This window comes from Zoogloea dura (assembly GCF_012927165.1).
In the GTDB taxonomy this organism is placed as follows: Bacteria; Pseudomonadota; Gammaproteobacteria; order Burkholderiales; family Rhodocyclaceae; genus Zoogloea; species Zoogloea dura.
Genome location: NZ_JABBGA010000003.1, coordinates 282,181 through 308,288 on the forward strand (window position 1 = coordinate 282,181; position 26,108 = coordinate 308,288).

The following is a 26,108-nucleotide window of genomic DNA, read 5'->3' on the forward strand; positions in this document are numbered from 1 at the left end:
ATGGAACACGTTCTTGGTTTTGTTGCTCTGGCCGCCGGTCTGATCATTGGTCTGGGTGCTATCGGTGCCTGTATCGGTATTGGCATCATGGGTAGCAAGTACCTGGAAGCTTCCGCTCGCCAACCCGAGCTGATGAACGCCCTGCAGACCAAGATGTTCCTGCTGGCCGGTCTGATCGACGCTGCCTTCCTGATCGGTGTCGGTATCGCCATGATGTTTGCGTTCGCCAACCCGTTCAAGATCTGAGTTTCGCGGTTCAACCTGACTAAAGGAAGATTACCGTGAATCTGAACGCAACCCTGGTAGCCCAGCTCGTTGTGTTCTTCATTCTGGCGTGGGTCACGATGAAGTTCGTGTGGCCCCCCATTGTGAAGGCACTCGACGAGCGTGCGAAGAAGATCGCCGACGGGCTGGCGGCTGCGGACAAGGCGAAGAGTGATCTCGCGCATGCCGAGAAGAAGGTCGTCGAAGAACTGCGCAAGGCCCGCGAGTCCGCTACGGACGTGCGTGCCTCTGCTGAAAAGCAGGCTGCAGTGTTCCTCGATGAAGCGCGCGCCGAAGCCGCCCGTATCATTGCCCAGGCCCGTGAAGCCGCTGAAGCCGAAGCCGGCGTCGCAGCCCAACGTGCCAAGGAAGCCCTGCGCGATCAGGTCGCCCAACTCGCTGTCGCCGGTGCCGAGAAGATTCTCCGCAAGGAAATCAACGCTCAGGCCCATGCCGACCTGCTGGCCAACCTGAAACAGGAACTTCAATAAGCCATGGCCGAGAACGTCACCATCGCACGCCCCTATGCTGAAGCGGCATTTCAGCTCGCTTCCGCGGGCAATGCGCTGGGGCCTTGGTCGGAAGCACTTGATCGGCTGGCCGCTGTCGCCACCGATTCGCAAATGAGGGATTGCATCACCGATCCCAAGCTCGCGCCGCAACAGCTGGCCGGGCTTTTCCTCGATGTCGCCGGGACCGGACTTTCTGCCGAACAGCAGAACTATGTCCGCGTCCTGGTCGAGAACGAGCGTCTGCAAGTGCTTCCCGAGATCCGTGACCTGTTCGTTGCCCTCAAGAACGAACATGAAGGCGTCAAGGAGGCCAATATCGCCTCCGCCTTCCCGATGGACGATTCCACGCTGAAGACACTCGTTGGCGACCTTGAAGCCCGCTTCAAGGCCAAGCTCAACGTCACCGTCAGCGTCGACCCCGAACTGATTGGTGGGGTCAAGATCGCCGTTGGGGATGAAGTCATCGACGCCTCGGTCCGCGGCAAGCTCGCGAACATGGCCGCCGCGCTAAAGAACTAGGAGCATAAGCTATGCAACTCAACCCCTCTGAAATCAGTGACCTGATCAAGAGTCGGATTCAGAACCTGCAGCTGTCCGCGAATGCCCGCACCGAGGGTACCGTGGTTTCAGTGACCGACGGTATCTGCCGTATTCACGGCCTCTCCGATGCCATGCAGGGCGAAATGCTGGAATTCCCCGGCAACGTGTTCGGCCTCGCAATGAACCTCGAGCGCGACTCTGTCGGCTCCGTGGTGCTGGGTGAGTACGAAGGCATTTCCGAAGGCGACACCGTCAAGTGCACGGGCCGCATTCTGGAAGTCCCGGTCGGCCCCGAGCTGATCGGCCGCGTTGTCAACTCCCTGGGCCAGCCGATCGACGGCAAGGGTCCGATCAACGCCAAGCTCTCCGAGCCGATCGAAAAGGTCGCTCCGGGCGTGATCTGGCGTAAGTCGGTGTCCCAGCCGGTGCAGACCGGTCTGAAGTCCGTCGATGCCATGGTGCCCGTCGGTCGTGGTCAGCGCGAGCTGATCATCGGCGACCGTCAGACCGGTAAGACTGCCGTTGCGGTTGATGCGATCATCAACCAAAAGGGCGAAAACATGATCTGTATCTACGTTGCGATCGGTCAGAAGGCTTCGACCATTGCCAACGTGGTGCGCAAGCTCGAAGAGCATGGCGCGATGGAATACACCATCGTCGTCGCTGCTACCGCTTCCGAGTCCGCCGCGATGCAGTACATCGCTCCGTACTCTGGTTGCACCATGGGCGAATACTTCCGCGACCGCGGTCAAGATGCCCTGATCGTCTATGACGATCTGACCAAGCAAGCCTGGGCCTACCGTCAGGTTTCCCTGCTGCTGCGTCGTCCTCCCGGCCGTGAAGCCTACCCCGGCGACGTGTTCTACCTGCACTCCCGTCTGCTTGAGCGCGCAGCCCGCGTGTCCGAGGAGTACGTCGAGCAATACACCAAGGGTGAAGTCAAGGGCAAGACCGGTTCGCTGACCGCTCTCCCCGTGATCGAAACCCAGGCCGGCGACGTGTCCGCGTTCGTTCCGACCAACGTGATCTCGATTACCGACGGCCAGATCTTCCTGGAAACCGACCTCTTCAACGCTGGTATCCGTCCCGCCATCAACGCGGGTATCTCGGTGTCCCGCGTGGGTGGTGCTGCCCAGACCAAGATCATCAAGAAGCTCGGCGGCGGTGTGCGTCTGGCCCTTGCCCAGTACCGTGAGCTGGCTGCCTTTGCGCAGTTCGCTTCCGACCTGGACGAAGCCACCCGCAAGCAGCTCGAGCGCGGTCGTCTCGTGACGGAACTGATGAAGCAGCAGCAGTACGCGCCGCTCAAGGTTTCCGAAATGGCGATCACTCTGTTCGCTGTCGAGAAGGGCGCTTTCGACGATGTCGATGTCAAGCGTGCCCTCGCTTGCGAAGCCGCGATGCACCAGTACGTGAAGACCAAGGCTGCCGATCTGGTTGCCAAGATCGAATCGACCAAGGACCTCGACGCCGAAGGCAACAAGCAACTCGCCGCCGTCATCGAAGAGTTCAAGAAGAGCTGGGCTTAACGCGGGCATACGGAGAGCAATATGGCTAGCGGCAAAGAGATCCGTAACAAGATCAAGAGTGTCCAGAACACTAAAAAGATCACCAAGGCCATGGAGATGGTCGCAGCGTCCAAAATGCGCAAGGCGCAGGAACGCATGCGTGCAGCCCGTCCCTATGCCGAGAAGATCCGCCGTCTCGCCGCGAATCTGTCTGCAGCCAACATCACCGACTACAAGCATCCGTTCCTCATCAAGAAGGACAATGCCAAGCGTGTGGGGCTGATCGTCGTCACGACCGACAAGGGTCTGTGCGGCGGCCTCAACACCAACACTCTGCGTGTCGGGTTGAACACGCTCAAGGAATGGGAAAGCAAGGGTGTCTCCGACATCCGCGTGACCGCCATTGGCAACAAGGGGCTGGGTTTCATGCAGCGCCTTGGTGCCAAGGTGGTTTCTCACGTTACCCAGCTCGGGGATACCCCCCATCTGGAAAAGCTGATCGGGCCCGTCAAGGTCATGATCGATGCTTTCCAGAATGGTGAGCTGGATGAAGTGCACATTGTTTATTCCCGCTTCATCAACACGATGAAGCAGGAACCCCAGCTTGAGCAGCTTCTCCCGCTGACCGGCGAGCGTCTCGGTACCCCGGAAGGGAACTGGGACTACCTCTATGAGCCGGATGCGCAGGTGGTGATCGACGAACTCCTGGTGCGCTATGTCGAAGCGCTGGTGTACCAGGCCGTCGCCGAGAACATGGCGTCCGAACAGAGTGCCCGGATGGTGGCGATGAAGGCAGCCTCCGACAATGCAGGGAGCGTGATCGGCGAATTGCAACTGGTCTACAACAAGACCCGTCAGGCCGCGATCACGAAGGAACTGTCCGAAATTGTCGGCGGCGCAGCCGCGGTGTAACGGTTTAACAAGTTTGGGGAAACGACGATGAGTCAAGGAACGATCGTTCAATGCATCGGCGCCGTGGTGGATGTGCAGTTCCCGCGCGACGCGATGCCCAAGATTTACGACGCCCTCGAGTTGGCAGGTTCTGAACTGGTTCTCGAAGTTCAGCAACAGCTCGGTGATGGCGTTGTGCGTACCATTGCGCTGGGGTCTTCGGACGGCCTGCGTCGTGGCATGCAGGTTTCGAACACCGGCAAGGGTATTTCCGTGCCGGTGGGCCATGGCACCCTGGGCCGCATCATGGACGTGCTGGGTCGCCCGATCGACGAAGCCGGCCCGATCCAGTGTGACGAGCGCCGGACCATTCACCAGAAGGCTCCGAAGTTCGACGAGCTCTCTCCCTCCGTGGATCTGCTCGAAACCGGCATCAAGGTTATCGACCTGATCTGTCCGTTCGCAAAGGGCGGCAAGGTGGGTCTGTTCGGTGGTGCCGGTGTGGGCAAGACCGTGAACATGATGGAGCTCATCAACAACATCGCCAAGCAGCACAGCGGTCTGTCGGTGTTCGCCGGCGTGGGCGAGCGTACCCGTGAAGGGAACGACTTCTACCACGAAATGAAGGACTCCAACGTTCTCGACAAGGTTGCGATGGTGTTCGGTCAGATGAACGAACCCCCGGGCAACCGTCTGCGCGTGGCGCTGACCGGTCTGACCATGGCCGAGCGTTTCCGTGACGAAGGCCGGGACATCCTGTTCTTCGTGGATAACATCTACCGCTACACCCTGGCCGGTACCGAAGTGTCCGCGCTGCTGGGCCGTATGCCTTCTGCGGTGGGTTACCAGCCGACGCTGGCCGAAGAAATGGGCCGTCTGCAGGAGCGTATCACCTCCACCAAGGTGGGCTCGATCACCTCCATCCAGGCCGTGTATGTGCCTGCGGATGACTTGACCGACCCGTCCCCGGCGACCACCTTCCTCCACCTCGACTCGACCGTCGTGCTGTCCCGTGACATCGCCTCGCTGGGTATTTACCCCGCGGTCGATCCGCTCGACTCCACGTCCCGTCAGCTCGATCCGCTGGTGGTTGGCGAAGAGCACTACAACACCGCTCGCGGCGTTCAGCAGACCCTTCAGCGTTACAAGGAACTGCGCGACATCATCGCGATTCTGGGTATGGACGAACTGGCTCCGGAAGACAAGCTTCTGGTGTCCCGTGCTCGTAAGATCCAGCGTTTCCTGTCCCAGCCGTTCTTCGTGGCGGAAGTGTTTACCGGTTCCCCCGGCAAGTACGTCCCCCTGAAGGAAACGATCAAGGGCTTCAAGACGATTCTCAGCGGTGAAGTGGACCACCTGCCCGAGCAGGCCTTCTACATGGTCGGCCCGATCGAAGAAGTCTTCGAAAAAGCGAAGACCCTCTGATCAATGCGACCATCGCCCGGCGGCGCTCTAGCGGGCCCGCCGGTTTGAGGAGGAAATAGCTATGGCAATGACTATTCACGTCGACATCGTCAGCGCAGAAGAGCAGATCTTCTCCGGCTTGGCCGAGTTTGTGGCGCTCCCCGGCGAAGCCGGTGAGCTGGGTATCCTGCCCGGCCACATGCCGCTGATGACCCGGATCAAGCCGGGTGCCGTGCGCGTCAAGGTCCAGAACCAGCCCGAAGAAGAACTCGTCTTCGTGGCCGGTGGCCTGCTGGAAGTTCAGCCCAACCTGGTGACGGTTCTGGCGGATACCGCTATCCGTGGCAAGGATCTGGACGAGGCCAAGGCACTCGACGCCAAGCGTATCGCGGAGGAAGCCATGCGTAACCAGGGTTCTGCCCTGGAATATGCAAAAGCCCAGTCCGAGCTGGCATCGGCGCTTGCGCAGATCGCAGCGATCAACAAGCTGAAGAAGCGCGGCCACTGAGCAAGACAGTCGCGGTAGCAAGACAAAAAGGGCAGACCATACGGTCTGCCCTTTTGTCGTTTACCGGACTCCGCTTCAGCGCTTTGCCGATTCCAGTTTTTTCAGGCGCTTGTCGAGGCGGGCGATATCATCCCGCAGGGCGGCAGCTTCGCCACCAAGATCTTCCAGGAGCGTCTTTTTCACGAGAACCGGCTGTTCCTCGCTGAAATACTCGGCCAGGTTATCGATCACGTTGCGGGCCGTCTGGCGCTGCCAGCCGATCACGTTCCTCGCCGTGGCTACGGCCCGGTGGGCGACGATGTCGCCGGTCAGGCGCGACAGGGCTTCCTCGCCATCCCAGCGCAGCTTGCGCAGCACGAAGCCGAGGGCGTCGGCGAGGTCGGCGTTGCCACTGATGCGGATGTCGGACATCAGCGCATCGGCGCCGCCGACCAGCTTGGGTAGGCTGCCGATCGGCAATTCCAGGGATACGTCGGGATCGTCGGTGGCAGACTCGGTGAAATAACCCGCCGCGTCGATGCCCAGGCTGATCTCGACGGGCTTGAGCACCACGCAGGCGCTCCGCCCGGCGAAGGGCATCAGGCGCTCGCGGGCCCAGGGGGCATCCTGCAGCAGGTGATTCAGGCCGTTGATCACGGGTGAGGAAAGCATGACGGCGCCGTTCAGAGTTTGTAGCCGCGGTGCAGGGCGACGACGCCTGCGGTCATGTTGAAATACTCGACGCGGCTCAGTCCTGCCTCTTCCATCAGGGTCTTGAGGGACTCCTGATCGGGATGCATGCGGATGCTCTCGGCCAGGTAACGATAACTGTCGGCATCCCTGGCAACTTTCTCGCCCATCATGGGCAGCAGCTTGAAGGAATAGAAATCGTAAGCCGGGGCAAGGGGCTTCCAGACCTTGGAGAATTCCAGCACAAGCAGACGGCCACCGGGTTTCAGCACACGCCGCATTTCTGCGATGGCCTGGTCCTTGTGGGTCATGTTGCGCAGCCCGAAAGCGACGGTCACGCAATCGAAGTGATTGTCGGGGAAGGGCAGCTTCTCGGCATCGCACTGGGCCACCGGAAGCAGGAAGCCCTTGTCCACCACCCGGTCACGACCGCGTGACAGCATCGCGTGGTTGATATCGGTCAGCCATACTTGGCCGCTCGGCCCGACCTTCTTGGCGAAGGCGAGGGACAGGTCGGCGGTGCCACCGGCCACGTCAAGCACCCGGTCGCCGGCGCGTACTCCGGCTATCTGCACGGTGAAGGCCTTCCAGAGGCGGTGCAGGCCGAAGGACATGAGGTCGTTCATCACGTCGTAGCTGCTGGCGACGGACGAGAACACGCCGCGAACCTTGCTGGCCTTTTCGGACTCGGCGACCTTCTGGAAGCCGAAATGGGTGGTCTTGTCGTTCATGATCTGCTTGCGGGATCGATATCGGTTGGCCGGCCCGGCGGGGCGTCGGCAGGAAATCAGTGGTGATGGCCGCAGCCACCGCCCTTGGGTACGGGAGCGGGCTGATCGGCGGGATCGCGGCTGCCCCCTGCTTCGGCGAGGCGCAGCAGATAGGTCTGCCACAGATCGTCGCGGGTCTCGCCGATCTCGTAGAGGTAATCCCAGGAATACAGGCCGCTGTCGTGCCCGTCCGAAAACACCGGGCGGATCGCGTAATTGCCTACCGGTTCGACCCGGACGATATCCACGTCACGCTTGCCCAACTGCAGCACTTCCTGGCCCGGGCCATGGCCTCGGACTTCGGCGGACGGGGAATACACCCGCAGGAACTCGAAGCTGTATTCAAAGCGCTTGCCGTCGTCGAAACTCACCTCCATGAGGCGTGACAGTTTGTGCAGCTTGATCTCGGTGGGGACGGGATCGTCCTTGCGAAGGCCTGCCATGGATCGCTCCGTATTCTGATTGCGCGAGCCCGAATGATACTCGAAGGCGGCCCGGCTTCCCGATACCGGGCAGGCATTGCAGACCTGTGACCTGTCATCAAAACTTCAACTTGCTGCAATACACTGGCCTGGTTGCCAGCATTCCTTGAGGTTTTCATGCCCGCCACCATCCTCCTCGTCGAAGACGAGCCCGCCATTCAGGAACTGATCGCCGCCAATCTCATGCGGGCCGGGCACCATGTGGTGCGGGCATCCGACGCCGAGACGGCCCAACGCATCGTGCGCGATGCCCTGCCAGACCTGGTCCTGCTGGACTGGATGCTGCCAGGCATGTCCGGTGTCGAATTCGCCCGCCGCCTGCGCGCGGAAGAACGCACCCGGGGCATTCCGCTTATCATGCTCACCGCCCGCGGCGAGGAGCAGGACAAGGTCTCCGGCCTCGAGGCTGGCGCCGATGACTACATCACCAAGCCGTTTTCGCCGCGCGAGCTGGTGGCCCGCATCAAGGCCGTGCTGCGCCGCCGTGCGCCGGAAACCACCGAGGATCCGGTGGAACTGGGCGGTCTGCGGCTTGATCCCTCCACCCACCGCCTGGCGGCTGCCGGTGTGCCGGTGACCCTGGGCCCCACCGAATTCCGCCTGCTGCATTTCCTGATGACCCACCCTGAGCGGGTCCATTCCCGTGCCCAGCTGCTTGATCAGGTGTGGGGCGACCACGTATTCGTCGAGGAGCGCACTGTCGATGTGCACATCCGTCGCCTGCGCTGCGCCCTCGAACCGAGCAACCACGACAACCTCGTGCAGACTGTGCGTGGCAGCGGCTACCGCTTCTCGACCCAGCAGGAATCCCCGGCCCCCGTGCGATAATCGATGACAGTCCAGTCAGTCGAAGGAGTACCGGTCATACGGTCGATCCGTTACATCATTGTCGCGGCTGTCCTGTCGCTGTTCGTGATGGTGCTTGCCGCCCTGGTGGTGTGGGCGGCCTGGGGGCCGCAGGAAGCGCTGCTGGCCTTTGCGGCGGCATCCATACTGCTGGGTGCCCATCACTTTGCCAACATCTACAAGCTTGTCCGCTGGTTGCGCACGCCGGTGGACAACGCCGTGCCCACCCCTCGGGCCATCGGCCTGTGGAATTACGTCTTTGCGGAGATGAACAGCCGGGTGCGCAGCGCCAACCGGCGCCAGCAGCATCTCTCGACCGCCCTCGAGCGCTTCCGCGAAGCCAGCCAGGCCATGCCCCATGGTTTGCTGTTCCTGTCCGACACCCATTCGATCGAGTGGGTCAATCACCAGGGGGAGCAGCATTTCGGGCTGGATCGGGCGCGGGATCAGGGAACGCCGATCACCAACATCGTCCGCCAGCCGGACTTCGTGCGCTACCTCCAGGAGGGCCGTTACGACAAGCCGCTGACCCTGAGCATGGGTCGGCCCATCGGCCGGACCCTGATGGTGCACGTCGTGCCCTTCAGCGAAGACATGCTGCTGCTGATGTCGGAGGACATTACCCAGGGCGAACGCCTGCAGACCATGCGGCGGGACTTTGTCGCCAATGTCTCCCACGAGATGCGCACGCCTCTTACCGTGGTCGCGGGCTTCCTCGAAACCGTCATCGACGGGCTGGATGATCTGGAGAAGGACGACATCTCCCATTATCTCGGCCTGGCCCATGAGCAGGCAGGACGCATGCAGCGCCTGATCCAGGACCTGCTGACGCTATCCGCCCTGGAGTCTGATGCCCCCATCCTCCAGGAGGAGGCCGTGGACGTCGCGTCCTTGCTGAAAGAAGTCCTGCAGGAGGCGCGGGTGGTCTCCGCCGGCCGCCATCGCATCGATCTCGACTGTGCTACCCACGCACGGCTGCTCGGCAATGCCAAGGAGCTCTACAGCGCCATGGCCAACCTGGCGATCAATGCGGTGCGCTACACACCCGAGGGAGGGCGTATCCAGATCAGCTGGCGTCAGCGGGGTTCGGTGGTTGAGTACGCCGTCAAGGACGACGGCATCGGGATTGCACCGGAGCACATTCCCCGCCTGACCGAACGCTTCTACCGGGTGGACCGCGGGCGCTCCCGCGAAACCGGTGGGACTGGGCTGGGACTGGCCATCGTCAAGCATGTGCTGAGCCGCCACCAGGGTGACTTGCTGATCGACAGCGAACCGGGCCGTGGGAGCACCTTTACGGCTTGCTTTCCGGCCCGGCGCCTGGTGGCCTGAGCGAAGGGACGATTGCCGGAGATTCCGGCAATCGTCGTTTCAGGTGGCGACCGACTCGTAGGTTGCCTGATCGAAGTTGGTACCGCGGGCCACCAGGCTGGTGAGTCGGACCTGGCGTGATTCACCTGTGTGCAGCTCGAGGACCCGGTCGGCCTGGAACCAGCCGGCCGGCAGCACGATGCTTGCGGGCGCGCGCATGGCCGCGATCTCCGGCAGCATGAAGCCCTGGATATAGGGCTCGTGCGATGCCACGTTGATGCCCGTGCCGCGGATGGCCACCGAGGATGGCAGCCCGGACAGCAGATGAATGCCTGCCATCAGGGTGCCGTCCGGCTCGTACATCAGCCAGCTGACCTGCCCAAGCAGGTACTGGTTGCCGTCGCCCGGCTTGATGCCCACCAGCTGGTGATGTTCGATCCGCTGCCCCGGGTGTCTGCGCTGCAGGCGGAATCCCGATACCGAATGATCCACCGTGGCCCATTCCTCGATGATGAAGCCACGCCGCCGGGCTTCAGCCTCGGCATCCAGGTCAGGCTGGGTCTCGTCGTCGGCCCGTGCCCCAAAGGTGAGCACGTTCATGTCGTAACGGTTGCTCATCAGCTGGCGCCGGTTGGGGGGCACGAACTCGCGCCCCGAAACCAGCAGTCCGATGGCTTCCCAGTCGGTGCTGATGAAATTGCCACCCCTCTTGCTCCGCCGCGGGAAGCGGCGTCCGGCCGCCGACATGCCCCACGGCCGGTAGAGGGACACCAGCAGGCGGGCGCAGGCGGGCTGGGCGCAATCGTCACCCAGGCCCAGGGAGGCCGGCGTGGTGCCCTGCTTGAACTCCGCCAGCATGGCCTTGATCTGGGCCGCCAGGCGATGCCCGTCAAAGCGGCGCATGCCGGGCCGGGTGCCGATCAGGGCGATCGGGCGCAGGCCATGATCTTCGTTGAGGTCGAGGCCGTAGGCACGGGCATCATCCTTGTCCCACTCGGACTGGAGGATGCAGTAAGGGGCAAAGCGCTGGGCCCAGCGGCAGATCCAGTTGAGTTCGCGCTGATTGCGGCCGTAGGGGTTGGTCAGGTCGATCAGCAGCAGGGCGATATAGGCTTCGTCGGGGCTCTGGGCCTTCCAGGTGTTGTTCAGGGGGTCAATGACCCGGCTGTGGGTGACGCCGGCACGTTCTGCCTCCTGGTAGGCCGCGTGCACCACCTGCCAGGCACCGGGCGGCTCAGCCCGGTGGGCGCGAAAATACTCGATGATGACCTGGCCCAGATACTGGATGCGCCGCTGGGCGAGGAGAGGCCACTGGGCACGGAACTCGTCGCCCGTGCTGCCGCTGTGCTCGGCGAGGCGGGCGTAGGCGGTGCTGAGGGCGGTCCACAGCTTGACCACCTGGCGCAGGGTGGCGTCTTCCGCGCTGTCGGGCGGCAGGGGATGGGCCGCATAGCGCGACGACATCTCGTGCTGCACGAAGGTGATGGTCTGGCGGGCCGACTCCAGGACCTCGAGTTGCTCCTCCGGCCCCAGGGGGCTGGCCAGCAGGCCCTCGAGCATGCGCACCAGCGTGGCGTGGCTTTCCCCTGCATTGAGGGTGTGCAGATTGCGCAGCAGCTTGCGGTACTGGTCCACGCTGCGCAATTCGGTGTAGTTCAGGGGAGTTTCCATGATCGGCGGATCTCCGCGTCAGCCGGCGATCTGCTCGGCGATGGCATTGCGCACGGCCAGTGCCAGGCGCGCATCATCAACTTCGGGTGCCGGGGAGCCCCGGCTCTTGCGCTGGGCCTGCCCCCAGACGGGCTGCGGGTAATGCAGGTCGTCCAGGTAACGGGGAATGACATGCCAGTGCAGGTGTGGAACGACATTGCCGAAACTCGCCAGATTGATCTTGTCGGGCCGGAAGCACTCCCTGACTGCGACTTCCACGGCCATCAGGATATTGAAGCAATGGCGTTGCTCGGCCGGCGTCAGGTCGCTCATCTCGGACACATGATCTTTCCAGATCAGGCGGCAATAACCCGGGTAATCCGCATCAGGAACCCGGATCACACGGCAGCTCGCATCGTGCCAGAGCACGATCTCCTGCTCGGGGAAGCACAGGGGGCAGTCTTTCGGAGCGTTAATCGGCATGAAGGTTTCGACCCGCGTTGGCAATATCCCTTGATTCTAGCCCGGATACCCTGCGATTTCTCATCGCGACCCGGTGTGAGTTTATTCCTTGAAACAAGTGCTTTCGTTGTCATTCGCGGGGGCCGGCGACCCGCATTCGCTGCGCACGAAGGCACAGGTTCCGGCGGGCCCGCAATCCACCGCCTCGCCATCCACAAACAGCATCAGGGTGCCGGGTGCGATGGGGGTCCAGGTCTCGTTGTCGGTGAGCGGCGTCGTCGCCACAACCGCCACCCGGTCGGCCGGCGAGGTCAGCTCCCGGAAGTCGACAGTGATGTCCTGATCCTTCAGGTGGGCCCGGTCGAAGGGAGCCTTTCTCACGATGTAGGCCAGCCGTGATGCGCAGTGGGCAAACAGGCAGGTGCCGTTGGAAAGCAGGAAGTTGAATTCTCCATGGGCGCCGATTTCTGCCGCGATGTCGCGAATGGCCACGAACAGGGTTTCGCGTGGCGGCTCTCCCTCGGGAAACTGGCGGCGCAGGGACTCCATCAGATAGCAGAAGGCCAGTTCGGAATCGGTCTGCCCCACCGGCTGGAAATAGCCCCGCAGTTCCGGTGCAAAGTCCTTCAGGTTGCCGTTGTGGGCAAAGACCCAATAGCGCCCCCACAGCTCCCGCTGGAAGGGGTGGGTGTTTTCAAGGCTGACGAAGCCCTGGGTCGCCTTGCGGATGTGGGCGATCACGTTGAGGGAATGGATGGGATAGCCACGCACCAGCTCGGCCACCGGGGAATGGGCGCTGGCCTTGGGGTCGAGGAAGAGGCGCACGCCGCGGCCCTCGAAGAAGGCAATTCCCCAGCCGTCGCCATGCACATCGGTCAGCCCGCCCCGCGCCTGGAAGCCGGCGAAGGAGAAGCAGATGTCCGTCGGTGTATTGCAGTTCATTCCCAGCAACTGGCACATTTTTGTTTGCGATTCCCGTATGGCTTGAGACCGTCACGCTGGTCCGGATTAAACTCACGGCGCTGCTTGCCGACAGCCTGCGTGCAAGAGCGCCGAATTTTCCCGCAAGGGACTTCCCATGACAAATCACACCTTAGCCGATCACGCGGACCGGATCACTGCCGCAGGTCGCCTGCTATCGACCGCAAGGCGCATCCTCTTCATCACCGGCGCCGGCCTGTCGGCAGACTCCGGCCTGCCCACCTACCGCGGGGTCGGCGGCCTGTATGAAGGCACCCTCACCGACATGGGCCTGCCCATCGAACAGGCCCTGTCGGGTGAAGTGTTCCGCCGTCGTCCCGACATCACCTGGCGCTACCTGGCGCAGATCGAGGCCAGCTGCCGCGATGCCCGCCCCAATGCCGGGCACTACGCCATCGCCCGCCTGGAAGCCCTGCACGGCCACGTGACCGTGCTGACCCAGAACGTGGATGGCTTCCACCTGATGGCCGGCTCGCGGGACGTGATCGAGATGCACGGTACGCTGCGCCGCCTGCGTTGCGTTGATTGCGGTCGTTCCCGCCATGTGGACAACTATGCCGGCCTGACGATCCCGCCCGAGTGCCCCTATTGTGGCGGCACCCTGCGGCCCGACGTGGTGCTGTTCGGCGAAAGCCTGCCCGATCCGGCGATGCACCGCTTCGAGGCGGTGCTGGCGGCCGGGCCCGATCTGGTGCTGTCGGTCGGCACCGGCAGCGCCTTTCCCTATATCGCCGGGCCGGTGCTGTGGGCGATCTCGGCCGGTGTGCCCACCATCGAGATCAACCCGGGTGAAACGCCGCTCAGCGACAAGGTGGACATCCGCCTGCGCCTGCGCGCCGCCGAAGCCCTGCCGGCCATGCTCGATGCCGCCGGCTATTCCCTGGACAGCGGCCGGGACGCCAGCGCCGGATAGAACATCACCGATCCACCGTTTCGCTGCAGCGCCGCAAAGCCTAGAATCGGAGGTTTTCGCCGCCCGGACGCAGGCATGGATCTCCCCCGACTCCTCGCACAGCTCGACGACACCCTGCTGGGAGAACTGTTTTCGGCCAATGCGTTGACGCGCGCCCGGACTTACGTGGGCCGGGTACGCAACATCGAGGTGGCCGGCAACCAGCTGCAAGCCCTGGTGCAGGGGTCGGAAGCCGCGCCCTACCGGGTCAGCGTGCGTCTCGAGCGGCGGGAGTTCTTCGGCAAGAGTTCGGTCGAGCTGGCCACCCGCTGCACCTGCCCGGTGGGCAACCGCTGCAAGCATGCCGCTGCCCTGGTGCTGGCGGCCCGGCGGCCGGGGGCGCTGGCCGACAACAAGCCGCGTGCCGAGGTGCTGGCCTGGGCCCGCGGTCTGCGCGAGCGCATGGACAAGGCCGGCAAGGCGCGCAAGGCGGCGGTGTCCAGGGAAGGCATCTTCTACCTGTGCTCGGTGCTGCATCTGCCCACGGGCGACGAGCTCGAGTTCAGCCTGCTCAAGGCGCGCACCGGCGCCGACGGTGAGCTGACCAGCGTGGCGGCCGAGTGGACCAACTACGAACAAGCCCTGCTGCGCCCGCCCGCCTTTGTGCGCGACGAGGACCTGCATGTCTTCCGCCTGCTGCGCGAGGCCAACCGGCGCACCGGCGGCTATGGCTGGCCCCACCTGGCGGGTGCGGCCGGACTGGCCCTGCTGGAGGCGGCCATGGCCACCAGCCGGTGTTATCTGCAGACCCTGTCCGACGGGCGGGTGCGCCCCCTGAAGGTCGGAACGGCGCGGCCGGCGGCCCTTGAGTGGGTGCCCGGCGAGAACGGCGTGCGCGCCCGGGTGGCCGTGGAGCCGCCGGCCGGCCTGGTGATCCGCACCGAGCCGCTGGCCTACATCGACATGGTGGGCAGCGAGGCGGGCCGCGTGCACATCGATGAGGCGCTGGTGATCGGCGAACTGCTGACTTTGCCGGCCCTCTCGTCTGCCGAACTCCCGGTGATTGCCGAGGCACTCGCCCAGGTGGCACCGGGGTTGCCGTCTCCCCAGGGGCGCGAGTCCGCCGAGCTGCCCCTGGTGGACCTGCCCTGTCAGCCGGTCTTGGGCCTGTCCAGCCTGTTTTGCTGGAGCTGGCGCAAGCATCGGGGCTACGAAGCCGACTTCGGTGGCCGCGAGTACGACGTGGCCACTCCGGTGTTCACCTACGGTGAGGCGCGCTTCGAGCCGGGCTCCACCGGCGACCTGGCCAGCCTCCCCGATGGCCGCGCGGTGCGCGTCAAGCGCGACCCGGCGGCCGAGGCGGCCGCCTGGCAGGCCTTCCTCGAGGTGGGCTTCCAGCCCCTCAAGCGGGGCTGGCTGATCAGCCCGGGAACGGTCACCGAAGGCCTCTACGGCCTCGACAGCGAAGCCCGCTGGGCCCATTTCTTCGGCCTCATCGCGCCCGACCTGCGCAGCGCCGGCTGGCGCATCGACGCCCCCAAGGATTTCCGCCACCGGGTGCTGGTGGCGAGCGGCTGGGAAGTGGCCATCGAGGAGAGCGACGACGGCTGGTTCGAGGTGTCGCTGGGGGTCGAGGTGGAGGGCCGCTGGGTCGACCTGGCGCCGATGCTGCACCTCGTGTTCCGCCAAGACGCCCGCTGGCTCGATCCGAAGCTCATCGATCAGATCCCCGACGAGGCCCAGGTCATCGTGCAGCTCGACGACGGCGACCGGGTGGCCCTCGCCGCCGAACGGGTCAAGCCGATCGCCCGCAACCTGGTGGATCTCTTCGACACCCCGTCGGCCACGCTGCGGGTCTCCCGTTTCGATGCGCCCAGGCTCTCCGAAGTGCTGGGCGAGGGCTGGCGGGCAGAAGGCCTGGCCAGCCTGGAAGACTGGATCAAGCGCATCCGCGGCGCCGGCAAGGTCAAGGCGGTGGCCGAGCCCAAGGGCTTCGGCGTGGCCCTGCGCCCCTACCAGCTGGAAGGCCTGGCCTGGCTGCAGCACCTGCGCCGGCATGGGCTGGCCGGCATCCTGGCCGACGACATGGGCCTCGGCAAGACCGCCCAGACCCTGGCCCACCTGCTCACCGAAAAGCGCGGCCGCCGGCTCGGCAAGCCGGCCCTGGTGGTGCTGCCCACCTCCCTGGTCTTCAACTGGCAGCGCGAGGCCGAACGCTATGCGCCGGACCTGAAGGTGCTGAGCCTGCGCGGCAGCGGCCGTGCCGAGGCGTTTGCGCAGATCCCCGCGCACGACGTCTGCCTCACCACCTACCCCCTGCTGTGGCGCGACCGGGAGCAACTGGCCGCGCACGAATACCACTCCCTCATCCTCGACGAGGCCCAGACCGTCAAGAACGCCGCCAGCCAGGCCGCCCAGGTGGTGCGCACCCTCAAGGCCGAACACCGCCTGTGCCTGACCGGTACCCCGCTCGAAAATCACCTGGGCGAGCTGTGGAGCCAGTTCGACTTCCTGCTGCCGGGCTTTCTGGGCGACACCAAGGACTTCACCACCCGCTGGCGCACGCCCATCGAAAAGCACGGCGACAACGTCCGCCGCGACCTGCTGGCGCGCCGCATCGCACCCTTCGTCCTGCGCCGGCGCAAGAACGAGGTGGCCAAGGAACTGCCACCCAAGACGGTGGTGGTGCGCAGCGTGGAGCTGGAAGGGCGCCAGCGCGACCTCTACGAAACCGTGCGCGCCTCGATGGACCAGCGCGTGCGCGACGAGATCGCCGCCCGCGGTTTCGCGCGCAGCCAGATCGTCATCCTCGATGCCCTGCTCAAGCTGCGCCAGGTGTGTTGCGATCCGCGCCTGCTGAAGACCGACGCCGCCGCCCGGGTCAAGGAAAGGGCCAAGCTCGACCTGTTGATGGACATGCTGCCCGAGCTGGTGGAGGAAGGCCGCAAGGTGCTGCTGTTCTCCCAATTCACCGGCATGCTGGCCCTGATCGCCGCCGAACTGGACACGCGCCGCATCGAATACGTCACCCTCACCGGCGACACCCAGGATAGGGAGGCCCCGATCCGTGCCTTCCAGGATGGCGATGTACCGATCTTCCTGATCAGCCTCAAGGCCGGCGGCGTGGGCCTCAACCTGACCGCCGCCGACACGGTGATCCACTACGACCCCTGGTGGAACCCGGCGGTCGAGAACCAGGCCACCGACCGCGCCCACCGGCTCGGCCAGACCAAGTCGGTCTTTGTTTACAAGCTGGTGGTGGCCGGCTCCATCGAAGAGAAGATCCTCGGCCTGCAGGAGAAGAAGGCCGAGCTGGCCGCCGGCATCCTGGCCGAAGACCATGAAGGCTCGGTCAAGTTTGGCGATGACGATCTGCGCGCCCTGCTCGAACCCCTGCCCGAAGCGGCGGGCGATACCCCTAACGCTCCGAGGAAGCGCGGGCGGGGCTAGGGTCCGTGCAGGGGGAGGCTTCAGCCGCCCGCGAGCTCGGATCAAGCACTGCGTCTGTGCCTTTACTGGGCGGCTTTCCGTTGTTCCGCGTTGAGTTGGCCGGGATTTCGCCCCGGCGGGCGACCCCTTTCTTTCCCCCTTTCTTTGCGTCGCCAAAGAAAGGGGGAAAGAAAGGCGACCCGGCTTCCCCGGTCGTCCGCTGCGCGAACGACTCCCCTGCGCTGCTCGCATCGGGCGGCCGGCGCGGAACTCGTCGGCTGCGCCTCCTCAGACAGCCGCGCCGGACTTCCCCGCCCGCTGCTGCGCTGCTCGGCGGGTCAGAACGGGCTTTCAACAAGCACCGAGCCTCTGCGGAAAATCCGGTGGATGCTAGACGCTGGGGTTTTGCTTGTGCGTTGATCATCACGCCCTGCTTCAGCAAACGCGCGGTGTTTGCGAAAAGCCCGTTCCGACCCGCCGAGCAGCGGAACGGCAGGCGGGGAAGTCCGGCGCGGCTGTTTGAGCCCGAAGGGCGAGTTCCGCGCCGGCCGCCTGGCGTGAGCAGCGCAGGGCAGTCATTCGCGCAGCGAATGACCGGGGAGGCGGGTCGCCTTCTTTGCCTCCTTTCTTGGCGAAGCAAGAAAGGAGGTCGCCCGCCGGGGCGAAATCCCGGCCAATTCAACTCAAAACAACGGAAAGCCGCCCCTGCAGCATGGCAGGCCCTGTCCGCACGTGCCTCGCGAGGGTTGATGGGACAGGCTGCCCCTGTCCCGCAGACCGGCCCACCCACACCTCGGAACCCTGGCGAGACACCTTGAGATCCTCCCGAGCACTTCCGGGATAGGGCCGGCCTGTCCGGGAGAGGGACAAGAGCAGCCCGCGGAATGGGCCGGCCTGTCCGGGAGTGGGAGCGGAGGGCGGCTGGGAGGGTCGCTTCGGTCGCCTGCCAGGGCGGGTCGAGCTGCGAGGGGGGCTGCTCCGTCCCCGCCGCCCTCGTTGCCCCCGCCCTCAGGCCACCCGGTTGCGCGCCTGCCCGGCGACGAAGGCCTCGATGTTGTCGATCAGCTGGTCGGCCAGCACCTGCATGGCCTCCCGGCTGGACCAGGCCACGTGGGGGGTGAGGATGAAGTTGCCCGCCGCGAGCAGGTCGGGGGCCAGCAGGGGGTTGTCCCGCGGGGGTTCCTCGGTCAGCACGTCGAAGCCGGCGCTGATGTGCCCGGCGCGCAGGGCGGTGGCCAGGGCCTGTTCGTCCACCAGCCCGCCCCGGGCCGTGTTGATCAGCAGGGCGCCGGGCTTCATGGCGGCCAGCTCGGCGGCGCCGATCAGGTGCCGGGTGGTTTCGTTGAGGGGGCAGTGCAGGCTGATCACGTCGGCTTCCCGGATCAACTGCGCGAAGGCCACGTAGCCCTCCCGGACCTCCGTCACGCCCTTGCGTTCGCCACGCAGGACCCGCATGCCGAAGGCTTCGGCCAGGCGCGCCACGCCATCGCCGAGCACACCGCTGCCGAGGATGCCCAGGGTGCGCCCGGCCAGGTCGCGGATCGGGTAATCGAAATAGCAGAACTGCTCGCTCTTCTGCCAGCGTCCGGCGGCCACCGACTGATGGAAGGGGCCGATCTGCCGAGCCAGCGCCAGGAGCAGCGCAAAGACATGTTCCGGCACCGTCTCGCGGGCGTAGCCGCGTACGTTGGACACCACGATGCCGCGCGCCCGGCAGGCGTCGAGATCGATGTTGTTGTAGCCGGTGGCGGCGATCGCCACCATGCGCAGCTCGGGCAGGGCCGCGATGGTGTCTGCGTCGAGGCGCAGCTTGTTGACCACCGCGATGCTGGCGCCGGCAAGGCGCTCGGCGACCTCCACCTGGGCCGTGGCGACGTGTTCCGTCCAGGTGTGGGGAAAGGCGGGGCGGCGCAGATCGGCGATGAGGGCGCCGGATTCGAGATAGACGATGCGGTGCATGGGCAGGCCATTCCGTGGACGGAGAGCGGCAGCTTAGCCTGCCCCGGTGCTTCTGCTGAACCGGGGTTTACCGCAGTGGGTTCTCAAGGAAAGGCCGGGCCGTAGCCCGGCCCTGGGGGCGCTTAGAACTCCACCCCCGGCTGGGCGGCGATGCCGGCCTTGAAGGCATGCTTCACCATGCCCATGTCGGTTACCGTGTCGGCGGCTTCGACCAGCGCCTCGGGGGCGCCCCGGCCGGTGATGATGACGTGCTGCAGGGGCGGGCGGGCCTGCAGGTCGGCGATGACTTCCTGCACGTCCAGGTAGGCGTACTTCAGCACGATGTTGAGCTCGTCCAGCACCACCAGGCCGATCGCCGGGTCGCGCAGGAAGGCGCGGGCCTGCTCCCAGCCGGCGCGGGCGCTGGCCATGTCGGCGCTGCGGTCCTGGGTGTCCCAGGTGAAGCCGTCGCCCATGACGTGCCAGCTGACCTCCGGCTGACGGCGGAAGAAGGCCTCTTCGCCGGTATCGGAGCGTCCCTTCACGAACTGCACCACGCCGGCCTGCATGCCATGGCCCAGGGCCCGGGCCAGCACGCCGAAGGCGGCGCTGGACTTGCCCTTGCCGTTGCCGGTGTTGACCAGCAGCAGGCCGCGGGTGTCGGTGGCGGCGGCGATGGCGGCATCGACCACCGCCTTCTTGCGTTCCATGCGGTTCTTGTGGCGGCTGTCGCGGTCGCTGGAGTTCTGGTCGGTCATCTGTTCTTCTCTCTTCTTTCAGGCCGGTATGAACAGGGTCTGTGCCCCGTCTGCAACGGCTCTCAGGGGGTGGCCGAAGGCGCTGGACAGGCGTTCGGTGGTCAGTACGTCATGGGCCGCACCAAAGACATGGCCGCCTGCGCCATCGAGCAGCAGCACATGGCTGGCGTAGCGGGCCGCCAGATTGATGTCGTGGAGCACCATCACGACGCCGGCACCTTCCGCCGCGAGCGCGCCGAAGTGGTCGAGCACGGCGACCTGGTGATGCAGGTCGAGATGGGCCAGGGGTTCGTCCAGCAGGTAAAGGCGCGGCCGCTGTGCCAGCAGCGCGGCAATCGCCAGGCGCTGGCGTTCGCCGCCCGACAAGGTGGGCACCTGGCGTTCGGCAAAGCCCTCCAGGCCCATGCTGGCCAGGGCTGCCAGGGCGATCGCCTCGTCCTCGGGGCTTTCCCAGTCCCAGCGGCCCAGGTAGGGGTGGCGCCCGACCAGGGCGGTCTCCAGCACCGTGGCGCTGAAGAAATCGGGCTGGCTCTGGGCCAGCAGGCCGCGCAGGCAGGCTTCGTGACCCCGCGGCCAGGCCGCGTAGGGTTGGCCGGACAGCAGCACCACGCCGCGGGCGGCGTCGCGCAGGCCGGCGAGGGTGTGCAGCAGGGTGGTCTTGCCGGCACCATTGCGCCCCAGGATCACCAGCGTGTCGCCGGGCTGCACGGTGATGTTCAGCTCCCGCAGCACATCGCGCCGGCCCACATGGACGGTGAGCTGCTCGGCCGCCAGCACGGGGGGGCGCACGTCCATCTTCATCGCGGGTGTCTCGCCAGCAGAAAGAGGAAGACCGGCACGCCGATCAGGGCGGTGAGCACCCCCACCGGCAGCTGGATCGGGGCCACCACGGTGCGCGCCGCGGTGTCGGCGGCGCACAGCAGCACGCCACCGGCCAGGGTGGCGGCAGGCAGCAGCAGGCGCTGGTCATTGCCGATGGCGAGGCGCACCAGGTGGGGCACGATGAGGCCGACAAAGCCGACCGAGCCCACCGTGGTGACCGCCACCGCGGTGAGCAGGGAGCCCAGCCCGTAGACCAGTCCGCGCAGGCGGGTGACCCGCACGCCGAGGGCGCGGGCGGTGATCTCGCCGCGGGCCAGCAGGTTGAGCTCCCGGGCGAAGGGCAGCACGCTGGCCAGGCCCACGACCAGCAGCCCTAGGGCCGGCCACGGGCGGGTGGCGCCGCTGGCGTCGCCCATCAGCCAGAACAGCATGCCCTTGACCCGACCTTCCGGGGCCAGGCTGAGCATCAGGGCCACGGCGGCGCCACAGCCGGCGGCCACGATGACCCCGGTGAGGAGCAGGCGGGTCTGGGTCCACGAACCGTCGCCGCGGGCCAGGCCGAAGACCAGCAGGGTCGCGCCGAGGGCGCCGATGAAGGCGCCACCGTCGATCCACCCCGAGGTGGCGCCGGCCACGATGGCGCCGAGGGCGCCCACCGCCGCACCGCCCGAGATGCCCAGCACGTAGGGGTCGGCCAGGGGGTTGCGGAGCAGCACCTGCATCAGCGCGCCAGCCAGGGCCAGCAGGCCGCCACAGGCAAAGGCCGCCACGGCGCGGGGCAGGCGCAGGCTGCGGATGATGTCCGCCTCCATGCTGCCGTCGCCGCCCTGCAGGGCGCCGAGCAGATCACCGGGGCCGACCGGCAGCGCGCCGGCTGTGAGGGACCACACGAAGGCTGCCAGCGCAGCCAGGACGAGGCCGGCCAGCACCTGTAGGGCACGCCGCCGCTGGACCGGCATGCCGCCCCCCGCGGGGTGTGTTGCGCTGTGGCCGTGGGCCATCGTCCCTCCGTGCATGGCGTCTTATTTCGGAGCGTAGCGTACGCCGAAGAAGACGTTCGCGCCGGCCGTCTGGAAGCCGCGGACGGTCTCGTACTGCTTGTCGAGCAGGTTGTTGGCGCGCGCCTCGAGCGCCCATTCATGCGTGACCGCGTACTTGGCGAAGGCGTTCAGGATGCCGTAGCCACCCATCGGGTTGATCTCGGCGGCCCGGTCGTAGCGGCCACCGGCACCCTGCCATTCGGCGCCCACGGTGAGGGCCTGGAAGCGCCGCGTGACGGCGAGGTTGGCGGTCTTGTTGGCACGCCGCTGGAGGCGCTTGTCGGTGTCCAGGTCCTTGGGGTCGAGGAAGTCGATGCTGCCGTTCAGGTCGAAGCCGGCCAACTGGCCGCCGTAGCCCAGGCTGATGCCTTCCAGGCGCGCATTGGCGATGTTCTGGGGGATGAAGTTCTGGTCGTTGGCGATCAGGTTGCTGATGCGGTTGCGGTAGTAGGTGGCGCTCAGGCTATGCCCGGCCTTCTCCCACAGCAGGCCGATCTCCTTGTTGTAGGCGCTCTCGGGCTTGAGGTTGGGGTTGCCGAAGCCCGGGTAGTAGAGCTCGTTGAAGGTGGGGGCGCGGAAGGCCGAACCGACGCTGCCCTGGACCCGCAGGCTGGGCAGGATCTGGTAGCCATAGCCGGCGTAGCCGGTGGTCTTGCCGCCGTACTGGCTGTTGTCGTCGTGGCGGGCGTTGAGCTGGACCTTGTGGGCGCCGAAGCTGGCCGTCCAGCCCAGCAGGGCCGAGTTGACGGTGCGGCCGACGTCGAAGGTGCCTTCATTGACGGCCTTCTGGTGCAGGTTCTCGAAAGCGGCCAGCAGGGTGCCGACGGGCAGGCCGATGTCGTTCTGCCACATCAGCTGATCCTGGGTGGTCTTGATCGTCGCGCCATTGGGGGCGTAGGACGCGAAGTTCCGGGCGTCGTCGATGGACTGGCCGAAGCGCAGGGTGCTGGTCCAGTTGTCGAGCAGGCGGTTGCGGCTGAAGACGTTCCAGGCGCTGGTGACGTTATTGGCGTAGTTGTCGAAGCCGGCGCCGGAGTCGTAGTGGTTGCGCGACTCGGCATACAGCACGGTGGCGCCCAGCTCGTGGCCGGCGGCCGGGCGGTAGCTCAGGTTGCCCGAGAAGCTGCTGTTGCGGTACGGGTCCTTGTCGCCGTTGTAATAGAAGGGCTGCTTGGCCTTGCTGTAGATGGCGCTGTAGCTCTTGCTCTCGGTGTAGGCGCCACGCAGGCTGTAGGACAGCTTCTCGGTGCCGCCGTACACGCCGGCCGCCACATCCTGGGTGCCGTAGCTGCCGGCGCCGAGGTAGGCGTCCACCTTCGGTGCGCCGCTGCCCTTCTTGGTGAACACCTGGATCACGCCGCCGATGGCGTCGGAGCCATACAGGGCCGAGGCGGGGCCACGCACGATCTCGATGCGTTCGATCTGCGACAGGGGAATGTCCTGCCAGGCCGCGGTGCCGAGGGTGGCGGAGCCGACGCGCATGCCGTCCACCAGCAACAGGCTCTGCTTGCTGCTGGTGCCGCGGATGAAGACGTCGGTGGCCTTGCCCGGGCCGCCACTGTTGCTCATCTGGATGCCCGGCTGGCGGGACAGCAGGTCGGGCAGCGAGAAGCTGGGGCCGGCCCGTTCGATCTGCTCGCGCTCGATCACGGTGATGTCGGCCAGGGCTTCATCGGCGCGTTGGGTCTGACGGGTGGCGGTGACCACCACGGTGGGCTGTTCGGCCGGTGCGGCGAAGGCGGGAAGGGCAAAGCCGAAGGGGAATGCGGCAGCGACCGCAAAGGCGGTGGCGGAAAGGCGGATGGTCATCGAAGGGGTCTCCCTGGCCCGGTGGCGTCCCCGCCGCCGGGTGGATTGCGTATGGAGGCGCCGGGGGAGAGGGGGAGAGAGAGGGAGAAAGGCCTGGAGGACACACCATGACCGCGCTCGTCGCCACCACCCCGTGGCACTTCCGCTTTCGTGTGGTCAAGGCCGGTATCCGGGCTCACAAGCTGTGCCGGTGCGGCAAATGCCGGACCGGACGCGGTGGGTCGCCTTCCCAGGCCTGAGGCCCAGTGGCGGAGTGACTCACCTTGCGCTTGCTTACCGTTGCGGGGGCAGCACAGGTATTGCGGCTTCGAAGACGGAGCACGCTCACCTGTTTCCCGTTTAACTCCTGGGCCGGAAAGCCCGTGGAGCACCTGGAGCACGTTTGCCTGCCGCGAAATGCTCCGCTGGCAGACAGGCTGCGATAATACCACCAAAATCATGGACTTCCATGAATTGGTTAACGTGCACGGAACTTGTGAAAGCCCCTTATGCCTTGTGAATTGATACTGGGCGGCGCCCGTTCGGGCAAGAGCCGTCATGCCGAGAGCCTGGCCGGTGCGGCGGGACTGGCGGTCTGCGTGATCGTCACCGCAGAGCCGCTGGACGAAGAGATGGCGGCCCGCATCGCCCGCCACCAGGCCGATCGTCCTGCCGGCTGGCAGGTGGTCGAGTCGCCCCGGGGGCTGGCCCGGACGCTCGCCCGGGAAGCCCGGGCGGATCGCTGCGTGATCGTGGATTGCCTCACTCTGTGGCTTGCCAATCTGCTGGAGGGCGCCGAGACCCTGCCTCCCGGCGTGGGCGGCGAAGGCCTGCCACAGCTGCTGGAGGAACGTGCGGCCCTGCTCGAGCTGATCCCCTCGCTGCCGGGCCGGGTGATCTTCGTGGCCAACGAGGTCGGCCTCGGTCTGGTACCCGAAACCGCGCTGGGCCGCCTGTTCCGCGACGAGGCGGGGCGGCTCAACCAGGCGGTGGCGGCGGCCTGCCCGCGGGTGACCTTCGTGGCTGCCGGCCTTCCCCTGGTGCTGAAGGGATAGGTTACAGATCGTGTCGTTGGAACTAAATCACATGGACGCCATGGTGTAGTTCATGGCGATGACGGGGCTGGGCGCGGAGGGTGAACGCGAGATACAAAAAGTCAGATTCAGGGAGCCCTACGCATGAACACCCAGCGCCTCGCCAGCCATATCGGCCAGCCTTGCCGGATCGTCCTGCCTGCCACCGCAGGCGCCACCTGGTATATCGATCCGGCTGGTGCGCCGGTGCGGGTCAGCCTCGAGCAGACCGGTGGCACGCGTCGGGACGGCCAGCAGACTTTCGTGCTGGTGGGCGAACTCCCCGGCAATCACGAACTGCATTTCGTCCTCAAGCGCGCCTGGGAGACCCGCGTCCGCAGCAGCCATCGCGTGGTCCTCCACGTTCAGCCGTCAGGGCGCCGGGCCCGCGCCAACTAAGGCTTTCCTCGGTTTCAGGGTGCCCTTTCCGGCGCCCCGCGCAGCCCGGGTGGGCTTGTGTTTGCTGCGTCCGCACCCTAGCATCCGCGGCCTCGACACCGTCTGCAGATGCCCTTTCCCATGTCTTTCGCCATCGCCCGCCCCGATCAGAACCTGGCCGCTGACCTGCAGCGACGCATCGACGCCAAGACCAAGCCGCTCGGCGCGCTCGGCCGTCTCGAGGCCCTGGCGCTGCAGATCGGCCTGGTCCAGCAGAGCCTGTCCCCGACCCTGCAGCAGCCCCACATGCTGGTCTTTGCGGGCGACCACGGGGCGGCGAAGGCGGGTGTGTCGGCCTATCCCCAGGACGTGACCTGGCAGATGGTGGAGAACTTCCTGGCCGGTGGGGCGGCGATCAACGTGTTCGCCCGCCAGATGGGCATGGCCTTGTCGGTGATCGATGCCGGGGTGGTCCATGATTTCGGCGAACGTGCCGGCCTGGTGTCGGCCAAGATCGCCGCCGGGACGGCCAATTACCTCGAAGAGCCGGCCATGGATGCGGCGCAGCGCGACCAGGCCCTGGCCCGCGGGCACGCGCTGGCCAGCGGGCTGGCGCGCCAGGGATGCAATGTGATGGGTTTCGGCGAGATGGGCATAGGCAACACCGCCGCGGCTTCGCTGCTGACCCATTGCCTGAGCGGTGTCGACCTGGACAGCGTGATCGGCCGGGGAACGGGGCTCGACGATGCCGGCCTGGCCCGCAAGCGCGAGCTGCTGGCTCGCGCCGTGGCCCGCGGCGGCCGTCCGGCGGACCCGCTCGAGGCGCTGGCCCAGTACGGGGGCTTCGAGATCGCCATGATGGCGGGGGCCATGATCGGCGCGGCGCAGGCCGGCTGCCTGCTGCTGATCGATGGCTTCATCGTCACCAGCGCGCTGCTGGTGGCCCATGCCCTCAGCCCGGAGATCCTCGACTATTGCGTGTTTGCGCATCGCTCCCACGAGCAGGGTCATGCGGTGCAGCTTGCCCACCTGCGGGCCGAACCGTTGGTCGAGCTCGACCTGCGCCTGGGCGAAGGCACCGGCGCTGCGCTGGTCTATCCCCTGGTCCAGGCCGCGGTGAACTTCCTCAACGAGATGGCCAGCTTCGAGTCGGCCGGCGTCAGCGGCAAGGCCTGAGCGCCCAGGTCGGCGA

25 protein-coding genes and 1 riboswitch are annotated in these 26,108 nt (G+C 65.9%); of the genes, 14 read left to right on the top strand and 11 right to left on the bottom strand.

Features of this window, described 5'->3' with window-relative positions:
• The 7 genes from atpE (at position 1) to HHL15_RS05820 (ending at position 5,627) form a co-directional block, all read left to right on the top strand.
• Positions 1-246 carry a F0F1 ATP synthase subunit C gene (atpE, locus tag HHL15_RS05790; protein WP_079434620.1) on the top strand — a complete coding sequence of 82 codons (246 nt, stop codon included), beginning with the start codon at positions 1-3 and terminating at the stop codon, positions 244-246.
• 35 nt (positions 247-281) lie between these two features.
• Positions 282-755: a F0F1 ATP synthase subunit B gene (locus HHL15_RS05795; protein WP_169144881.1), complete on the top strand. Its 474-nt coding sequence runs from the start codon at positions 282-284 to the stop codon at positions 753-755.
• Between the two features lie 3 nt (positions 756-758).
• The gene (locus HHL15_RS05800) at positions 759-1,295 is read left to right on the top strand and encodes a F0F1 ATP synthase subunit delta (protein WP_169144882.1); all 537 of its coding nucleotides are present in this window, start codon (positions 759-761) and stop codon (positions 1,293-1,295) included.
• A gap of 11 nt (positions 1,296-1,306) precedes the next feature.
• Entirely contained in the window at positions 1,307-2,845 is a 1,539-nt protein-coding gene (gene atpA / locus HHL15_RS05805) for a F0F1 ATP synthase subunit alpha (RefSeq protein ID WP_169144883.1), read from the top strand.
• Positions 2,846-2,866: 21 nt separating this feature from the next.
• Entirely contained in the window at positions 2,867-3,736 is an 870-nt protein-coding gene (atpG, locus tag HHL15_RS05810; protein ID WP_169144884.1) for a F0F1 ATP synthase subunit gamma, read from the top strand.
• A gap of 27 nt (positions 3,737-3,763) precedes the next feature.
• Positions 3,764-5,140 carry a F0F1 ATP synthase subunit beta gene (gene atpD / locus HHL15_RS05815; protein WP_169144885.1) on the top strand — a complete coding sequence of 459 codons (1,377 nt, stop codon included), beginning with the start codon at positions 3,764-3,766 and terminating at the stop codon, positions 5,138-5,140.
• A 61-nt stretch (positions 5,141-5,201) separates the two neighbouring features.
• Positions 5,202-5,627, top strand: a complete 426-nt coding sequence (locus HHL15_RS05820; RefSeq protein ID WP_169144886.1) for a F0F1 ATP synthase subunit epsilon — start codon at positions 5,202-5,204, stop codon at positions 5,625-5,627.
• Positions 5,628-5,702: 75 nt separating this feature from the next.
• On the opposite strand, the gene HHL15_RS05825 is transcribed toward HHL15_RS05820, so the two are convergent.
• The 3 genes from HHL15_RS05825 to HHL15_RS05835 are packed head-to-tail and all read right to left on the bottom strand — an operon-like array spanning position 5,703 to position 7,509.
• A complete protein-coding gene (locus tag HHL15_RS05825) occupies positions 5,703-6,278 on the bottom strand; it encodes a ubiquinone biosynthesis accessory factor UbiJ (RefSeq protein WP_169144887.1) in 576 nt (191 codons plus the stop codon).
• 11 nt (positions 6,279-6,289) lie between these two features.
• Positions 6,290-7,027, bottom strand: coding sequence for a bifunctional demethylmenaquinone methyltransferase/2-methoxy-6-polyprenyl-1,4-benzoquinol methylase UbiE (ubiE, locus tag HHL15_RS05830; protein ID WP_169144888.1), 738 nt, complete (start codon positions 7,025-7,027; stop codon positions 6,290-6,292).
• 56 nt (positions 7,028-7,083) lie between these two features.
• Entirely contained in the window at positions 7,084-7,509 is a 426-nt protein-coding gene (locus HHL15_RS05835; protein WP_169144889.1) for a gamma-butyrobetaine hydroxylase-like domain-containing protein, read from the bottom strand.
• 156 nt (positions 7,510-7,665) lie between these two features.
• Here HHL15_RS05835 and phoB point away from each other — a divergent pair, with 156 nt between their 5' ends.
• Both phoB and phoR read left to right on the top strand, forming a co-directional pair.
• Positions 7,666-8,376, top strand: a complete 711-nt coding sequence (gene phoB / locus HHL15_RS05840) for a phosphate regulon transcriptional regulator PhoB (RefSeq protein WP_169144890.1) — start codon at positions 7,666-7,668, stop codon at positions 8,374-8,376.
• A gap of 3 nt (positions 8,377-8,379) precedes the next feature.
• Complete coding sequence (gene phoR / locus HHL15_RS05845) at positions 8,380-9,726, top strand: phosphate regulon sensor histidine kinase PhoR (RefSeq protein WP_169144891.1); 1,347 nt, start codon at positions 8,380-8,382, stop codon at positions 9,724-9,726.
• Between the two features lie 39 nt (positions 9,727-9,765).
• Here phoR and HHL15_RS05850 read toward each other — a convergent pair whose 3' ends face one another.
• The 3 genes from HHL15_RS05850 to HHL15_RS05860 form a co-directional block, all read right to left on the bottom strand.
• The gene (locus HHL15_RS05850) at positions 9,766-11,376 is read right to left on the bottom strand and encodes a hypothetical protein (protein ID WP_169144892.1); all 1,611 of its coding nucleotides are present in this window, start codon (positions 11,374-11,376) and stop codon (positions 9,766-9,768) included.
• 18 nt (positions 11,377-11,394) lie between these two features.
• The gene (locus HHL15_RS05855; protein WP_169144893.1) at positions 11,395-11,838 is read right to left on the bottom strand and encodes an HIT family protein; all 444 of its coding nucleotides are present in this window, start codon (positions 11,836-11,838) and stop codon (positions 11,395-11,397) included.
• An 81-nt stretch (positions 11,839-11,919) separates the two neighbouring features.
• Positions 11,920-12,777, bottom strand: coding sequence for a class II glutamine amidotransferase (locus HHL15_RS05860; protein WP_169144894.1), 858 nt, complete (start codon positions 12,775-12,777; stop codon positions 11,920-11,922).
• A 118-nt stretch (positions 12,778-12,895) separates the two neighbouring features.
• Here HHL15_RS05860 and HHL15_RS05865 point away from each other — a divergent pair, with 118 nt between their 5' ends.
• Both HHL15_RS05865 and HHL15_RS05870 read left to right on the top strand, forming a co-directional pair.
• Positions 12,896-13,711 carry an NAD-dependent deacylase gene (locus tag HHL15_RS05865; RefSeq protein WP_169144895.1) on the top strand — a complete coding sequence of 272 codons (816 nt, stop codon included), beginning with the start codon at positions 12,896-12,898 and terminating at the stop codon, positions 13,709-13,711.
• A gap of 75 nt (positions 13,712-13,786) precedes the next feature.
• On the top strand, positions 13,787-17,140 hold the full coding sequence (locus HHL15_RS05870; RefSeq protein ID WP_169144896.1) for a DEAD/DEAH box helicase: 3,354 nt from the start codon (positions 13,787-13,789) through the stop codon (positions 17,138-17,140).
• A gap of 987 nt (positions 17,141-18,127) precedes the next feature.
• On the opposite strand, the gene HHL15_RS05875 is transcribed toward HHL15_RS05870, so the two are convergent.
• The 5 genes from HHL15_RS05875 to HHL15_RS05895 all read right to left on the bottom strand — a co-directional run bounded on the left by HHL15_RS05875 (position 18,128) and on the right by HHL15_RS05895 (position 23,486).
• Entirely contained in the window at positions 18,128-19,078 is a 951-nt protein-coding gene (locus tag HHL15_RS05875; protein WP_169144897.1) for a D-2-hydroxyacid dehydrogenase, read from the bottom strand.
• A gap of 122 nt (positions 19,079-19,200) precedes the next feature.
• Positions 19,201-19,815, bottom strand: a complete 615-nt coding sequence (gene cobO, locus HHL15_RS05880) for a cob(I)yrinic acid a,c-diamide adenosyltransferase (protein WP_169144898.1) — start codon at positions 19,813-19,815, stop codon at positions 19,201-19,203.
• Between the two features lie 18 nt (positions 19,816-19,833).
• A complete protein-coding gene (locus HHL15_RS05885; protein ID WP_169144899.1) occupies positions 19,834-20,616 on the bottom strand; it encodes an ABC transporter ATP-binding protein in 783 nt (260 codons plus the stop codon).
• Positions 20,613-21,596, bottom strand: a complete 984-nt coding sequence (locus tag HHL15_RS05890) for a FecCD family ABC transporter permease (RefSeq protein ID WP_169144971.1) — start codon at positions 21,594-21,596, stop codon at positions 20,613-20,615. The genes HHL15_RS05885 and HHL15_RS05890 overlap by 4 nt, the downstream gene beginning before the upstream one ends.
• Positions 21,597-21,659: 63 nt before the next feature.
• A complete protein-coding gene (locus tag HHL15_RS05895) occupies positions 21,660-23,486 on the bottom strand; it encodes a TonB-dependent receptor domain-containing protein (RefSeq protein WP_169144900.1) in 1,827 nt (608 codons plus the stop codon).
• Positions 23,487-23,629: 143 nt separating this feature from the next.
• A riboswitch (cobalamin riboswitch) is annotated at positions 23,630-23,876 on the bottom strand.
• A 98-nt stretch (positions 23,877-23,974) separates the two neighbouring features.
• On the opposite strand from HHL15_RS05895, the gene cobU reads away from it, so the two are divergent.
• The 3 genes from cobU (at position 23,975) to cobT (ending at position 26,092) form a co-directional block, all read left to right on the top strand.
• The gene (gene cobU / locus HHL15_RS05900; protein WP_169144901.1) at positions 23,975-24,520 is read left to right on the top strand and encodes a bifunctional adenosylcobinamide kinase/adenosylcobinamide-phosphate guanylyltransferase; all 546 of its coding nucleotides are present in this window, start codon (positions 23,975-23,977) and stop codon (positions 24,518-24,520) included.
• 123 nt (positions 24,521-24,643) lie between these two features.
• On the top strand, positions 24,644-24,937 hold the full coding sequence (locus tag HHL15_RS05905) for a protease inhibitor I42 family protein (protein WP_169144902.1): 294 nt from the start codon (positions 24,644-24,646) through the stop codon (positions 24,935-24,937).
• A 120-nt stretch (positions 24,938-25,057) separates the two neighbouring features.
• Positions 25,058-26,092, top strand: a complete 1,035-nt coding sequence (gene cobT, locus HHL15_RS05910) for a nicotinate-nucleotide--dimethylbenzimidazole phosphoribosyltransferase (RefSeq protein WP_169144903.1) — start codon at positions 25,058-25,060, stop codon at positions 26,090-26,092.
• Positions 26,093-26,108 lie beyond the last annotated feature (16 nt).